Raw genomic sequence first — 14603 nt, forward strand, 5'->3', positions numbered from 1 at the left:
CATCGCCCGGCTTGACCGGGCGATCCAGTATTCCGAGACGCTGATGATCAGCCGAGAAGCCGCGGCGTACTGGATCACCCGCTCTCTTTCGCGGGTGATGACGCAACCTCACCTCACATTGGCGAGGCGCATGTCGAGATAGGCGGTGATGGTTTCCATCAGCGGCTCGAGCTTGCCGTCGAAGAAGTGGTTGGCGCCGGGGATGACCTGCTGGTCGATCACGATGCCCTTCTGCGTCTTCAGCTTCTCGACCAGCGTGTTGACGTCCTTGGGCGGTACCACCGCATCGCGCTCGCCGTGCACGATCAGGCCCGAGGACGGGCAGGGCGCCAGGAACGAGAAGTCGTAGAGGTTGGCGGGCGGCGCGATCGAGATGAAGCCCTCGACCTCCGGGCGGCGCATCAGGAGCTGCATGCCGATCCAGGCGCCGAACGAGAAGCCGGCGACCCAGCAGGCGCGAGCTTCGGGGTTGATGGTCTGCGCCCAATCGAGCGCGGAGGCCGCATCGGACAGCTCGCCGGTGCCGTGATCGAACGAACCCTGGCTGCGGCCGACGCCGCGGAAATTGAAGCGCAGCACCGAGAAGCCGCGATGCGCGAAGGCATAGTAGCACTGGTACACGATCTGATGGTTCATCGTGCCGTGGAACTGCGGATGCGGATGCAGGATCATCGCGATCGGCGCGTTCTTCTGCTTCGCCGGATGGTAACGGCCTTCGAGGCGGCCGGCCGGACCGTTGAAGATGACTTCAGGCATCAGAGAATCCTTGGCAGAGCGTCGACCGACTTCGTCCATGCTTCATCTGGCGCCTCGCCGACGAGTTCAGCAGGAAAAGTGGTGATCGAGCGCCATCCGTTCGCTTGGACGGAGCAGCGCTGGCGTGACTGGAAGTTGGCCTTCTAGCATGGAGCGCGGGGCAAAAAGCAAGGATTTTCAACGCCCGGCAAGGCGGCTGCGGCAGGGATGCAGACCGGGCCGCCGATACAGTGGCGGGGCGAAGCGGTCGCGGAACGTGATCCGAATGCGCCTGCAATTCGATGAAAATACTGGCGTTTTCGTCTGCGGCCCGGCCGTTCAGCGCAGCGACGCCGTGTGCTCCAGTTGCGCAACGGCGCTGCGATAGCGGCGGCTGCCCTGCGCGGATTGTCCGTTGTCGAAGGTCAGGCCGAAATCGCCCGTTGGCAGGACCGAAAGCGCGGCGACCCGGGCCATGTTGACCAGCCGGCCGCGGTGGATGCGGACGAGCGCGAAGCGAGCGAGCTCGACCTCGGCGGCCGACAAGGTGCCGCGGATCAGATGTCGCCTGCCGTCGGCCATGGCATATTCGACGTAGTTGCCGGCCGCGGCGACCCACAGGATGTCGGCCGGCGAGATGCGGATGCGGCTCGCGCCGTCGCGCAGCCAGAGCGTGGCAGGGGCAGGCGGCTCGGATCGCCGTGTCGGCTCTCGGACAGCGCTCGCGCGATAGCCGTCGTACAGCCAGAGCGTGGCACCGATGAGGAGCGCCGTCATGACGTCCTTGCGGAACTCGTACACGATGGTGGCCAGCGAGAGCTGGAAGTCGTAGGCGCCGCCCGCGGTCCACATCAGCAGCTTGCGGAGCGTCACCATGCCAATCATGTGAAGCGCAGAGAAGGCGACCACGGCGGCAATTGCGAGCGCGATGTGACGTGCCATGGCAGCCGGGCCCAGCCGGATGGAACGAACCGTAGCGACCAGCAGCGGCGCCAGCAGGATGAGGACGACAATGCTCGTCATCTCCCACAGCAACTGCTTTTCCAGATCATAGGCCGCGCCCCGCCTGACGGCATCGTGGGCGGCGGAAAGGGCGTTGACGACGCCGATGCCGAGCGAGAGCCCGGCCATGATCGCGTAGAAGGTCCGATCATTCGGACGCAGCATCGAGCCGACAAGCTTGTTCATGGCACGGGACCCGCTATCTCAATCTTGCGCCCGACGATATCACGCTGGCCGTCGCGCATCATCATGGCGCGGGCGAGCGATGGTCGTTCGTGGCCCGAGTTGATAAGAACGAGCCATGGCCGACAGGATCTATCTCGACTGGAATGCGACGACCCCGCTGCGACCGCAAGCGCGCGCGGCGATTCTCGCCGCCATGGATCTGGTCGGCAATCCCTCGTCGGTTCACGCCGAAGGCCGCAAGGCGCGGCGGCTGACCGAGGAGGCCCGCGAGGTGATCGCCCGGGGGCTCGGTACCGTCGCGCGCCGCGTGGTGTTCACCTCCGGCGGAACCGAGGCCAATGTGCTCGCCCTGAGCCCAGGCCTGCGCGCGCCGGCCGGCCCGGTCGAGCGGCTGCTGGTGTCGGCGGTCGAGCATGCCTCGGTGCTGGCCGGCGGCCGGTTCGCGCCATCAGCGGTGCAGACGATCCCGGTCGACGCCTCCGGCGTGGTCGATCTCGGCCGCCTGGAAGCCCTGCTGGCCGGAGGGCCGCCGGCGCTGGTATCCGTCATGGCCGCCAACAACGAGACCGGGGCGCTTCAACCGGCTTCGAAAGTTGCTGAGATCGTGCACCAGGCGGGCGGCCTGCTGCAGGTCGACGCGGTCCAGGCATTTGGGAAAATACCCCTCGATATCAAAGAGATGGGCGCAGACCTTGTAACCATCTCTGCGCATAAGATCGGCGGACCCAAGGGCGTCGGCGCGCTGGTTCTGGGCGCTGGTGTGGAGGAGCCGATTCCGGTTCTCCGCGGTGGCGGCCAGGAGCGCGGTCGCCGGGCCGGAACCGAAAACGTGGCAGGAATTGCCGGATTTGGCGCCGCGGCCGGTGCTGCCCTGGCTGGGCTCGAGGTCGACCTGCCTCGGATCACGGCGCTGCGCGACCGGCTGGAAACGGGCCTTCGTCAGACCGCTGGCGTGACGGTATTTTCCTCCGAAGCGGCGCGGCTTCCGAACACGACGCTGTTCACGGCGCCGGGGCTGAAGGCCGAGACGGCCGTGATCGGGTTCGATCTCGAAGGAATCGCGGTGTCTTCCGGCTCGGCCTGCTCGTCCGGCAAGGTCCAGCCCTCCCATGTCCTGGAAGCGATGGGCGCCAGTTCCGCAGCGGCCCAGGGAGCGGTGCGCCTCAGTCTGGGCTGGTCCACGACGGAGGCGGACGTCGATCGCGGCCTGCAGGCTTGGCGAAAGCTGTCATTGACCCTACTTAAAGGTGGCGACGAAACCGTGCTTGAGCGATTCTAAGGGCGTGATTTCGTCGAGGAAACGTCGTAAGACGGTTCCAGAACGTGTCCACCGCGGTCCTTGAAACCGCGAGCGGAGGATTGAATGCCAGCCGTACAAGAGACGGTCGACCGCGTCAGGCGGATCGACGTCGACCAATATCGCTATGGGTTCGAGACCGTCATCGAATCCGAGAAGGCTCCGAAGGGGCTTTCCGAAGACACCGTCCGCTTCATCTCGGGCAAGAAGAACGAGCCCGCCTGGATGCTCGAATGGCGCCTTGAGGCCTATCGCCGGTGGCTGACCATGACCGAGCCGACCTGGGCGCGCGTCGACTATCCGAAGATCGATTTCCAGGATCTCTACTACTACTCGGCGCCGAAGCCGAAGAAGCAGCTCTCCTCGATCGACGAGATCGATCCGGAGATCCTGAAGACCTATGAGAAGCTCGGCATTCCCTTGCGCGAGGTTGCGATCCTCGAAGGCGTCGAGCCCGTGCCCGGCGCCGGCAGCCCCGAGACGCGCAAGATCGCGGTCGACGCCGTGTTCGATTCGGTGTCGGTGGCGACCACGTTCAAGGAGGAGCTGAGGAAGGCCGGCGTGATCTTCATGCCGATCTCGGAGGCGATCCGCGAGCATCCCGAGCTCGTACAGAAATATCTCGGCAGCGTGGTGCCGACCTCGGACAATTTCTATGCGACGCTGAATTCGGCGGTGTTCTCCGACGGCTCGTTCGTCTACGTGCCGCCGGGCGTGCGCTGCCCGATGGAGCTGTCGACCTACTTCCGCATCAACGAGCGCAACACCGGCCAGTTCGAGCGCACGCTGATCATCGCCGACAAGGGCGCCTACGTTTCCTATCTCGAGGGCTGCACGGCGCCGCAGCGTGACGAGAACCAGCTGCATGCCGCCGTGGTCGAGCTGATCGCGCATGACGACGCCGAGATCAAGTACTCGACGGTACAGAACTGGTATCCGGGCAATTCGGAAGGCAAGGGCGGCATCTATAATTTCGTCACCAAGCGTGGCGACTGCCGTGGAAACAATTCCAAGATCTCCTGGACCCAGGTCGAGACGGGATCGGCGATCACCTGGAAGTATCCGAGCTGCATCCTGCGCGGCGACAATTCGCGCGGTGAGTTCTATTCGATCGCGATCTCGAACGGCTATCAGCAGGTCGATAGCGGCACCAAGATGATCCATCTCGGCAAGAACACGACCAGCCGGATCATCTCCAAGGGCATCGCGGCAGGCCGCTCGCAGAACACCTATCGCGGTCTCGTCACGGCGCATCGCAAAGCCACCGGCGCGCGCAACTTCACCGCCTGCGATTCGCTGCTGATCGGCGACAAATGCGGCGCGCATACCGTGCCGTATATCGAGGCCAAGAATTCCTCGGCCACCTTCGAGCACGAGGCGACCACGTCCAAGATCTCCGAGGACGTGCTGTTCTACTGCATCCAGCGCGGTCTTTCGCAGGAGGAGGCGGTCGGGCTCGTCGTCAACGGCTTCGTCAAGGACGTGCTGCAGCAGCTCCCGATGGAGTTCGCGGTCGAGGCGCAGAAGCTGATCTCGATCAGCCTCGAAGGTTCGGTCGGCTGAGGCCACATTGCAGCGGGGCCGCGGCGCGGCCCGCTCGTGCTGACATCGATATCATTCGCCCTCGGACCCGATGGAATCGGTGGCGCCAGGGCAAGCGTTGAGCGGAAACAGATCATGGCACTACTCGAAATCAACAATCTGCAAGTGCGCGTCGAGGAGCGCGAGATTCTCCACGGCCTGACGCTGTCGATCGACGCCGGCAAGGTGCACGCGATCATGGGGCCGAACGGCTCCGGCAAGTCGACGCTGTCCCACGTCATCGCCGGCAAGCCGGGGTATGAGGTGACCGGCGGCGAGATCCTGTTCAAGGGCGAGGATCTGCTCGCCATGGCACCGGACGAGCGTGCCGCCAAGGGCGTGTTCCTGGCGTTCCAGTATCCGGTCGAGATCCCCGGCGTCGCCACCATGACCTTCCTGCGCACCGCGCTGAATGCGCAGCGAAAGGCGCGCGGCGAGGAGGAGTATTCGACGCCGGACTTCCTCAGGAAGGTGCGCGAGATCTCGAAATCGCTCAGCATTCCGCAGGACATGCTCAAGCGCGGCGTCAATGTCGGCTTTTCCGGCGGCGAGAAGAAGCGCAACGAGGTGCTGCAGATGGCCCTGTTTCAGCCGTCGCTCTGCATCCTCGACGAGATGGATTCCGGCCTCGACATCGACGCGCTGCGCATCGCGGCCGACGGCGTCAACGCGCTGCGCTCGCCGGAGCGCTCGATGATCGTGATCACCCACTATCAGCGGCTGCTGAACTACATCGTCCCCGACGTCGTTCATGTGATGTCGAAGGGCCGCGTCGTGAAGAGCGGCGGCAAGGAGCTCGCGCTCGAGCTGGAGGCGTCCGGTTACGCCCAGTTCGAAGACGCGGCCTGAGCCTCGCGTGAATGGATCTGTGATGAACGTAGCTTTGGTCAAGAACGACAGCGGTCCGGCGGCGAGCAGCCTGCTCTCTGCCGCTTGGGGCCGTCTGCCCGGCGCCGGCAAGGTGGCCGATATCCGGCGCGAAGCCTTCTCGGCTTTCGAGCGCACCGGCCTGCCGCACCGTCGTATCGAGGAATGGAAGTACACCGATCTGCGTGCGCTGATGCGCGAGGTGCTGCCGCTGGCAGGCGCGCCGGACGCGGCGGCGCTGGCGCGGGCTAAGGCCGTGCTGGCTTCTGTTGCCGTCGACGGTGCTCGGAAGCTGGTGCTGGTCGACGGCGTGTTCGTGGCGGAGCTCTCGGATATTTCGGCCTCCGAGGATGATGTCAAGGTTCACACGCTTCGCGAGGCGCTGCAGAGCGTCGGCAGCGAGCGGCTGCTGGAGACGACTGTCAACGATGCGATGGTCCTGTTGAACGGGGCGCTTGCGACCGACGGAGTCCTGATCTCCGTGGCGGACGGTGCAAAGCTCTCGCATCCGCTGCAGATCATTCACATCGCGACAGCATCGCAAGCATCGCGGGCCAGTCGCTCACATCTTTCGGTGGGGAACGGCGCGCAGGCCACCTTGATCGAAAGCGCGATCGCCGCCGATGATGCCTCAGGCTATCAGGCCAATGACGCCGTGGTCGTCTCCCTCGGTGATGACGCTGCGCTGTCCACCATTCGCCTGATGCGCGATGCCAGCGATGCTGTGAACATCACCTCAGCCAGGTACGAGGTCGGTGCGCGGTCGAAACTCAATCTCTTCAACATGACGACAGGCGGCGCCGTCAGTCGTCTGCAGGGCTTCATTACTCTCAAGGGCGAAGGCAGCGAGCTGATCGTCAACGGCGTCAACCTGCTGCGTGACAAGCAGCATGGCGACCTGACGCTCGTCGTCGACCATGCGGTGCCGGGCTGCACCAGCCGCGAAAACTTCCGCGCGGTGCTCGACGATCGCGCTCATTCCGTGTTCCAGGGCCGCATCATCGTCCGCCCCCACGCGCAGAAGACCGACGGCAAGATGATGACCCGTGCGCTGCTGCTGTCCGACGAGGCCGAGGCCGACTCGAAACCGGAACTCGAGATCTTCGCCGACGACGTCTCCTGCGGCCACGGCGCCACCGCTGGCGCGCTCGACGACAGCCTGTTGTTCTATTTGCAGGCCCGCGGCCTGCCGGAGAAGCAGGCCCAGGCGCTGCTGATCCAGGCCTTCGTCGGCGAGGCGATCGAAGCGATAGAGGACGATGCTCTGCGCGAGCGCGTCATTGCAGCCGCCCAGGACTGGATGGAGGCGCGCGCATGAGTACGCATCCCGCCGTCTCCAACGGCTCCTACGACGTCGCCCGCATCCGCGAGGATTTTCCTGCGCTGGCGCTGCAGGTCTACGGCAAGAAGCTCGTCTACCTCGACAACGCGGCGTCGGCGCAGAAGCCGCGCGCGGTGCTCGATCGCATGACGCAGGCCTACACCAGCGAATACGCCAACGTGCATCGTGGCCTGCACTATCTCGCCAACGCCGCGACCGAGGCCTATGAGGGCGGCCGCGAGCGGGTCACGCGCTTTCTCAATGCACGGCGCAGCGAGGAGATCATCTTCACCCGCAACGCGACCGAGGCGATCAATCTCGTGGCGTCGTCGTGGGGCGGACCGAACATCGGCGAGGGCGACGAGATCGTGCTCTCGATCATGGAGCACCATTCCAACATCGTGCCCTGGCACTTCTTGCGCGAGCGCCAGGGCGCGGTGATCAAGTGGGCTCCGGTCGACGACGACGGCAATTTCCTGATCGACGAGTTCGAGAAGCTGCTCACGCCGAAAACCAAGCTGGTCGCTATCACCCAGATGTCGAACATGCTCGGCACGCTGGTCCCGGTGAAGGAGGTCGTGCGCATTGCGCATGCGCGCGGCATTCCGGTGCTGGTCGATGGCAGCCAGGCCGCCGTGCATCTCGCCATCGACGTCCAGGACATCGACTGCGACTTCTACGTCTTCACCGGCCACAAGCTGTACGGGCCGACCGGCATCGGCGTGCTCTACGCCAAGTACGACCACCTCGTTGCCATGCGCCCCTACAATGGCGGCGGCGAGATGATCCGCGAGGTTGCGCGCGACTGGGTCACTTATGGCGATCCGCCGCACAAGTTCGAGGCTGGCACCCCGATGATCGTCGAGGCGGTCGGGCTCGGCGCCGCGATCGATTACGTCAACTCGGTCGGCAAGGAGCGCATCGCCGCGCATGAGCACGACCTGCTCACCTATGCCCAGGATCGGCTGCGTGAGATCAACTCGCTGCGGCTGATCGGCACCGCCAAGGGCAAGGGCCCTGTGATCTCGTTCGAGATGAAGGGGGCGCATGCCCATGACATCGCGACCGTGATCGATCGGCAGGGCGTCGCGGTGCGTGCGGGCACGCACTGCGTGATGCCGCTTTTGGAGAGATTCAACGTCACGGCGACCTGCAGGGCCTCGTTTGGCATGTACAATACGAGGGAAGAGGTCGATCAGCTTGCACAGGCATTGATCAAGGCGCGGGAATTGTTTGCATGACCGACACGGCCGACGTCAAAACTCAGTCCGTCGAAACGCATTCGGCGCTGCCGCCGGAGGAGACCGAGCGGCTCTCCAGCGAGATCATCGCGGCGCTGAAGACGGTGTTCGATCCGGAGATCCCGGCCGACATCTACGAGCTCGGCCTGATCTACAAGGTCGACATCAAGGACGACCGCAGCGTCGACGTGATGATGACGCTGACGACGCCGAACTGTCCGGCGGCGGGCGAGCTGCCGACCATGGTGGAGAACGCGATCGCGAGCGTCCCGGGTGTCGGCGTCGTCAACGTCAGCATCGTCTGGGAGCCGCAATGGACGCCGGACCGGATGAGCGACGAGGCCCGGCTCGTCCTGAACATGTGGTGAGACGAGCGGGCACGAAGTTTGAATAGTAAGGGCGGATCACATACCCCGCCGGGATGACGCCATGACCAGCACGACGAATTCGACAGCGCCTGTTGCCAAGCCCAAGCCGCGGCCCCGCCCGCAGGTGATGCGGCTCACCGATGCGGCGGCCAAGCGCATCCGTGAGCTCACCGATCGCGCCGAGTCCGAGATCATCGGATTGCGTGTCGGCGTCAAGAATGGCGGCTGCGCCGGTCAGTCCTACACGGTCGAGTATGCCCATGATATCCGGCCGACCGACGAGGTCGTCGAGGACAAGGGCGTCAAGATCCTGGTCGATCCCAAGGCCGTGCTGTTTCTGCTCGGCACCGAGATGGACTATCAGGCTGACAAGATGCAGGCCCAGTTCGTCTTCAACAATCCGAACCAGATCAGCGCCTGCGGCTGCGGCGAGTCGGTGCAGCTCAAGCCGGCCGAGGTCTGATCGTCCGCTTCCAGCCAGTGCGGCTCCGGAGCTGTCGCGTTCCGGACATTGACACGCGCCACCTTCCCGACCGAAAACTCCAGGCGAGCACGTGGGGTGTTGGCGGGAGCTGGAGCGATGGACCGCGAATTCCTGATCGATCTGTTCGCCGGCTTCGGTCCGGTCACGATCCGGCGGATGTTCTCCGGCTTCGGCATCTCCGCCGACGGCATCAACTTCGCGCTTGCGCTGCGCAGCGGCCTTTATCTCCGTGCTGACGAAACCAGCTTTGCCAGATTCGAGGAGGCCGGATCCAAGCCGTTTTCCTACGAGACCCGCGCGCGGACCATGACGGTGCGGTCGTATTGGCAGGTGCCGGCACATCTGTTCGATGACACCGACGAGTTCGCGGTCTGGGCGAGAGATGCATTCGCAGCGGCCCAGAGGGCGGCCTTGAGCAAGCGGACCAGCAAGAAGCGGGCGGCGCGGGGCAACGGACTGGTCCCGACCCGGGGTGGGGCGAAGCCTGGACCAACCAGGCCGGCAGTGAAAAAGACCAAGCCGGCCAAGACGGGAAAGGTGGCCAAGAGCGTTGACAAGAGCGCAGACAAGCGTCCCGCCGGTCGCAAAACACGCAGCGCGACAGTGGCGCGGGGCCGGCAGACGTCGCGCGCAGCATCATCGCGAACACGCTGATGCTCCATATGCGTCGCTGGCGACCTTGCCGTCAGGCGACCTGACCTCGCGTCGTCGTCGCGTATTCGGGATCGTTCTCGCATACCACCTTGTTGCGGCCGTTGCGCTTGGCGGCATAGAGGCAGGCGTCCGCGCGCTCGATCAGGGCGTCGGTGTCATCGCCGGCCCGCAGCACGGATACGCCGACCGAGATGGTCACACGTCCGAGAATCTCTCCCGTTGATTTCTTCTTGAGCTCCTTTGCCGTGACGGCGCGGCGGATGTGATCGGCCACCGTCAGCGCGTGCTGTAGCGAGGTGTTGGGCAGCACGACGGCGAACTCCTCGCCGCCGTAGCGCGCTGCGATATCCTGGCCCTTGATGGCGTGCTTCAGGGTCATCCCGACCAGGCGCAGTACCTGGTCTCCGGTGAGATGTCCGTAGGAATCGTTGAAGGACTTGAAGTGGTCGATGTCGAACATCAACAGCGACAGCGGCTGCTCGGTCGCGAGCCCCGACTGCACCGTCGTCTCGATCATCCGGTCGAAATATTTGCGATTGCCGAGGCCGGTGAGGGGATCGGTCAGGCTCTCGGCCCGAATCACCTCCAGGCTGTGCTGCAGCCCGCTGATCTCGTCCTTGGACAGCGTCAGCCGCTCTTCGAGGATCCGGTTGGTTTCGCGCATCTGCTTGGTCGAATGGGCCAGCGCCTCGATGATGTCGACCAGTTGCTCGCGGCTGGTGGCCGATGCGAGTCGTTGATCGGCGCCCGCGAGGCTCGCATCGTAGCTCGCCGTCCTGCCGAGAGCATCGGTGAGCATGTTCACCAGGTCGTCGATCTCGCCGACGACGCGCGCGCCGACCTTGTCGATGCGATCCGACGTCTTGAGCTGCGCGAGGTAGGAGTCGTAGAGCTGATCGAGATCGGACTGCGACAGCTTGCCGTTGCGCGAAAGCGTCTCGTTGATGATCTCGTTCAGCGGTGCGTTGTAGCCCGTCGCGTAGACGTACCAGACCTCGTAATTGCGCGGATTGGCCGAATGGCGGAGCGTTCTGATCTGGCTGAGCGCGACTTCGGCGAAGCCTATCGTGCGTTCGTGTTCGTCAAGCGCATTGACCACCACAGGTTCCCCCCAATCGCCCGCGTCGCCGTCGTCGTCACAGCAATGAAATAAACAATGCCGGCCAAGCTAAAGGACGTTTGTGAACCAGGGGTAAATACGGCCGTAGAGTCCCGGATGCGCCGCGCCGTGGGTACGGGAACGGCAGCTCATATGTTCAATGAGCTACATAGGATGCTGCCGGGAACTTGCTGACGCGGGCTGGGATTGTTCGGTCGACGCACGCCTCGCCGAGAGCTCAGCGCTGTCGACTTAAGTCAGGTCTACGAATGCAGCGGCTGATGTTCCGGGCGACCGCATGGGGGAGCAGCCCGGAATCTTGGGCCCGCGCTCAGGGAAGCGGTGCCCGCACCGGGCGAAGCAGGAAGGCGGGCAGATGCGAGTGATCGGCGGGCTCGTTGTCGTGGTCGCGCCGCGGCCGCCGCGCTTCATTGCGAGGTTGTTCGTTGCGAGGCTGTTCCTTGCGAGCGCTCGGCGCAGGCCGAGGAGAATTTGCCTGTGCGGCGCGCGGAGCTGCCGCGCGCGGCTCGCGCTCCCGCGGGGCTGGATCACGCTCGCGCGGGGCCGCATCGCGCTCCCGCGCCTTGCCGCGGCTGCCGCGTCGCGCGGCGTCACGCGGACGTCGCTCACGCGTATCCTCGTCGCCCGAGGACTCCTGCACTTCGTAGTCACCCTCGATCGTCGGAATGCCCTGTCCGATCAGCTTCTCGATGGCGACCATCGACTTCTGGTCGGCCGGGGCCACGATCGAGATTGCCGTGCCGGTCCGTCCGGCGCGGCCGGTACGGCCAATGCGGTGAACGTAGTCGTCGGAATGATGCGGCACGTCGAAATTGAAGACGTGGCTGACTTCGGGAATGTCGAGGCCGCGTGCGGCGACGTCGGAGGCGACGAGCAAGGGCAGTTCGCCCTTGCGGAATTGATCGAGCGCCGCGGTGCGGGCCGACTGGTCCATGTCGCCGTGCAGGGCGCCAACACTGAAGCCGTGCTTCTGCAGCGACTTGTGAACGATGGCGACGTCGCGCTTGCGGTTGCAGAAGATGATCGCGTTGTTGAGATCCTTGGCGTTCCGCAACAGCCTGCGCAGCACCTCGCGCTTCTGATGCGCCTCGCGTCCGGATGGGACCTGCAACTGGGTCACGGTGACGGCGGTCGTGGCCGGCTTGGAGACCTCGACCTTCTGCGGGTTGTGCAGGAAGGTTTCGGTGATGCGCCGGATTTCCGGCGGCATGGTCGCGGTGAAGAACAGGGTCTGGCGGGTGAAGGGGACGAGCTTGCAGATGCGCTCGATGTCGGGGATGAAACCCATGTCGAGCATGCGGTCGGCTTCGTCGATGACCAGGAGCTCCACGCCCGTGAGCAGCAATCCGCCGCGTTCCGTATGATCGAGCAGTCGGCCTGGCGTGGCGATCAGCACGTCGACCCCGCGGGTCAGCTTGGCGTCCTGGTCGCCGAAGGAGACGCCGCCGATCAACAGAGCGACGTTGAGCTTCTGTCCGGCGCCGTAGCGATCGAAGTTCTCTTTGACCTGGGCGGCCAGCTCACGGGTCGGCTCCAGGATCAGGGTGCGCGGCATTCGGGCGCGGGCGCGGCCCTTCTCGAGGATCGTGAGCATCGGCAGGACGAAAGCGGCGGTCTTGCCGGTGCCGGTCTGGGCGATGCCGAGCACGTCGCGGCGCGCCAGCACATGAGGAATCGCCTGTTCCTGAATGGGGGTCGGGGTGGTGTAACCAGTGGCCGCAACTGCAGCCAACACCTTGTCGGACAAGCCGAGATTGGAAAAAGACATCGAGCCTCTATGTCACGCGCCGATAGGCGACGGGGCCTCTATTCGACGCCGCCGTTAGGAATCGAGGGTAAAAGGCTGTGGTCGCGCTCAACCCCGAAACGGCATGCTCTAACGAAGCTGGGGGTTTTCTGACTAACGCCGACCCGCGGTCAATCTCTCAGGAATCGGATGCGATCCGGCCGCGCTGCTGCGGAAGATAGGGGCGAATTCTGCAAAGTCAATGGAAGAGGGGAGCGAAGTACCGAAAAAGCTTAATGTTTTTGCATTATTTGCAGGCAACCTGTCGTCGAGCTGTCGTATTCGGGTGCTCCGAAGCTTCCTACGGCCGGTCGCGTAAAGCGCTCTGGTCGAATTGTCGACGGAATTGCGGCGTGTGTTCGGCAAGGGAGCAGCCGCGTGTGCCCCGGGCATGAACCGGTGGCGCGGTGCCGTCGACTATCCGAAGGCGGCAGCCCACGCGATGAGGGCAGGGACGAACGATGAGATCGATGCGGACGTGGCTGGCGTGCGGGCTGGCGATGCTGGCAGTGGTTCTGGCGCCGGCCGCCGCGCGTGCCGAGAAGCGCGTTGCGCTCGTGATCGGCAACAACGACTACCGCTTCGTGCCGAAGCTGCAGAAGGCCGTCAACGACGCGCGGACGATGGGCGACACGCTGAAGCAACTCGGCTTCAATGTCATGGTCGCGGAGAATCTCAATCGCCAGCAGTTCAGCCAGACACTGCTGGCGTTCGACAACGCCGTCGAGCCGGGCGACACTGCGTTCTTCTTCTATGCCGGTCACGGCTTCGAAATCGCCGGTCAGAACTTCCTGTTGCCGACCGACGTGCCCGCGGCAACCGAAGGCCAGGAAGAGCTGGTACGCGACGCCTCGATCCTCGCGGACCGCGTCATCGAGCGGCTGCAGAACAAGAAGGCGCGCACCTCGATCCTGGTGTTCGACGCCTGCCGCAACAATCCGTTCGAGCGCTCGGGCACGCGCGCGGTGGCGGGCGGGGGGGGCCTAGCGCCGATGACGCAGTTGCCGGAAGGCGTATTCTCAGTGTTCTCGGCCGGTCCGCGCCAGACCGCGCTCGACCGGCTCTCCAACGATGACGTCAATCCAAACTCGGTGTTCACGCGCACCTTCGCCAAGGAGCTGACGCAGCCCGGCGTCAATCTGGTGCAGGTGGCGCAACGCACCCGCCGGCTGGTCAGCGAGCTCGCCGAGACCGTGCGGCACAAGCAGATTCCGGTCTATTTCGACCAGATGGTCGACGATGTCTTTCTCAACGGCATGGCGAAGGGGCCGGCTGCAGCCGACAAGCCGGCCGAGCCGCAGCAGAAGCTGGCGGCGCTGCCTCCCGTCTCGGCGCCGCGCATTCCGCCGGCGAACGAGAGCCTGAACGCACCGATTGCGATGTTCTCGCGCCACAATGGCGGCTGGACCGTCACGTTCTCGATCGCCGATCCGACGCTCGGCATTTCCTGGCGCATGGGTGAGGCAGGAGAGTTTCGCGAGACCGGCTTCATGGACGTGCTCGATCCGCGCACGCGCAAGCGCATGCCCAATCCCTCGATCCAGCTGCCGGCGGATGCGCCCGCGGGCACAATCCAGGTCCGCTATGTCGATGCATCCGGCGAGATGCAGGGACCGTTCCCGATCCGCTTCGAGCCGGAGGCCGCGCTGGTGCATGACCAGCGCAAGATCCTCGACATGACCGCGACGAGCTGGCTGTCGTTCCGCGAGTTCAACGGTCTCCTGGTCTACTACACGCACCTGATGTCGTATCGCTGCGCCATCCGCGAGGTCCGCGTCGGCATCGACACGGCGGTGCCGGACAAGGTCCTCAACATGCCCGGCTGCGACATGCGCGATCCCATTGCGATTCCCTCCAACGCCACGCCCTATTTGAAGCTGCCGCCAGCGACGAAGTTCGTCTCGGTGGAGTTGACCTATCGCGACGGCAGCGTCTCCGAGATCAAGAGCTTTCGACGCTGA

The 14603-nt window shown here is 64.6% G+C and carries 13 protein-coding genes; 9 read left to right on the forward strand and 4 right to left on the reverse strand.

Annotation, left to right across the window (positions count from 1 at the left end):
* Positions 1-108 precede the first annotated feature (108 nt).
* On the reverse strand, positions 109-756 hold the full coding sequence (locus ACQR03_RS05225; RefSeq protein ID WP_008971476.1) for an alpha/beta hydrolase: 648 nt from the start codon (positions 754-756) through the stop codon (positions 109-111).
* 318 nt (positions 757-1074) lie between these two features.
* Entirely contained in the window at positions 1075-1923 is an 849-nt protein-coding gene (locus ACQR03_RS05230; protein ID WP_315751673.1) for a LytTR family DNA-binding domain-containing protein, read from the reverse strand.
* 115 nt (positions 1924-2038) lie between these two features.
* Between ACQR03_RS05230 and ACQR03_RS05235 the strand changes: the two genes are divergently transcribed.
* The 8 genes from ACQR03_RS05235 (at position 2039) to ACQR03_RS05270 (ending at position 9736) form a co-directional block, all read left to right on the forward strand.
* Complete coding sequence (locus ACQR03_RS05235; RefSeq protein ID WP_434841017.1) at positions 2039-3202, forward strand: cysteine desulfurase family protein; 1164 nt, start codon at positions 2039-2041, stop codon at positions 3200-3202.
* 84 nt (positions 3203-3286) lie between these two features.
* The gene (gene sufB / locus ACQR03_RS05240) at positions 3287-4783 is read left to right on the forward strand and encodes a Fe-S cluster assembly protein SufB (RefSeq protein WP_316225444.1); all 1497 of its coding nucleotides are present in this window, start codon (positions 3287-3289) and stop codon (positions 4781-4783) included.
* A gap of 114 nt (positions 4784-4897) precedes the next feature.
* Positions 4898-5650, forward strand: a complete 753-nt coding sequence (gene sufC / locus ACQR03_RS05245) for a Fe-S cluster assembly ATPase SufC (protein ID WP_315712154.1) — start codon at positions 4898-4900, stop codon at positions 5648-5650.
* Positions 5651-5672: 22 nt separating this feature from the next.
* Complete coding sequence (sufD, locus tag ACQR03_RS05250; protein ID WP_434841018.1) at positions 5673-6986, forward strand: Fe-S cluster assembly protein SufD; 1314 nt, start codon at positions 5673-5675, stop codon at positions 6984-6986.
* A complete protein-coding gene (locus ACQR03_RS05255) occupies positions 6983-8230 on the forward strand; it encodes a cysteine desulfurase (protein WP_315712152.1) in 1248 nt (415 codons plus the stop codon). Before sufD ends, ACQR03_RS05255 begins: the two co-directional genes overlap by 4 nt.
* On the forward strand, positions 8227-8598 hold the full coding sequence (locus ACQR03_RS05260; protein WP_315712150.1) for an SUF system Fe-S cluster assembly protein: 372 nt from the start codon (positions 8227-8229) through the stop codon (positions 8596-8598). Before ACQR03_RS05255 ends, ACQR03_RS05260 begins: the two co-directional genes overlap by 4 nt.
* A 61-nt stretch (positions 8599-8659) precedes the next feature.
* Positions 8660-9061, forward strand: a complete 402-nt coding sequence (locus tag ACQR03_RS05265; RefSeq protein WP_315712149.1) for a HesB/IscA family protein — start codon at positions 8660-8662, stop codon at positions 9059-9061.
* 117 nt (positions 9062-9178) lie between these two features.
* Positions 9179-9736, forward strand: a complete 558-nt coding sequence (locus ACQR03_RS05270; protein WP_316202041.1) for a TfoX/Sxy family protein — start codon at positions 9179-9181, stop codon at positions 9734-9736.
* A gap of 31 nt (positions 9737-9767) precedes the next feature.
* Here ACQR03_RS05270 and ACQR03_RS05275 read toward each other — a convergent pair whose 3' ends face one another.
* The gene (locus tag ACQR03_RS05275) at positions 9768-10835 is read right to left on the reverse strand and encodes a GGDEF domain-containing protein (RefSeq protein WP_315751668.1); all 1068 of its coding nucleotides are present in this window, start codon (positions 10833-10835) and stop codon (positions 9768-9770) included.
* A 331-nt stretch (positions 10836-11166) separates the two neighbouring features.
* Positions 11167-12624 (reverse strand): DEAD/DEAH box helicase, encoded by a 1458-nt coding sequence (locus ACQR03_RS05280; protein WP_315712146.1) that lies wholly within the window; start codon positions 12622-12624, stop codon positions 11167-11169.
* Positions 12625-13103: 479 nt separating this feature from the next.
* Here ACQR03_RS05280 and ACQR03_RS05285 point away from each other — a divergent pair, with 479 nt between their 5' ends.
* Complete coding sequence (locus tag ACQR03_RS05285) at positions 13104-14603, forward strand: caspase family protein (RefSeq protein WP_434841019.1); 1500 nt, start codon at positions 13104-13106, stop codon at positions 14601-14603.

This window comes from Bradyrhizobium sp. HKCCYLS3070, from assembly GCF_051167575.1.
Lineage (GTDB): Bacteria > Pseudomonadota > Alphaproteobacteria > Rhizobiales > Xanthobacteraceae > Bradyrhizobium.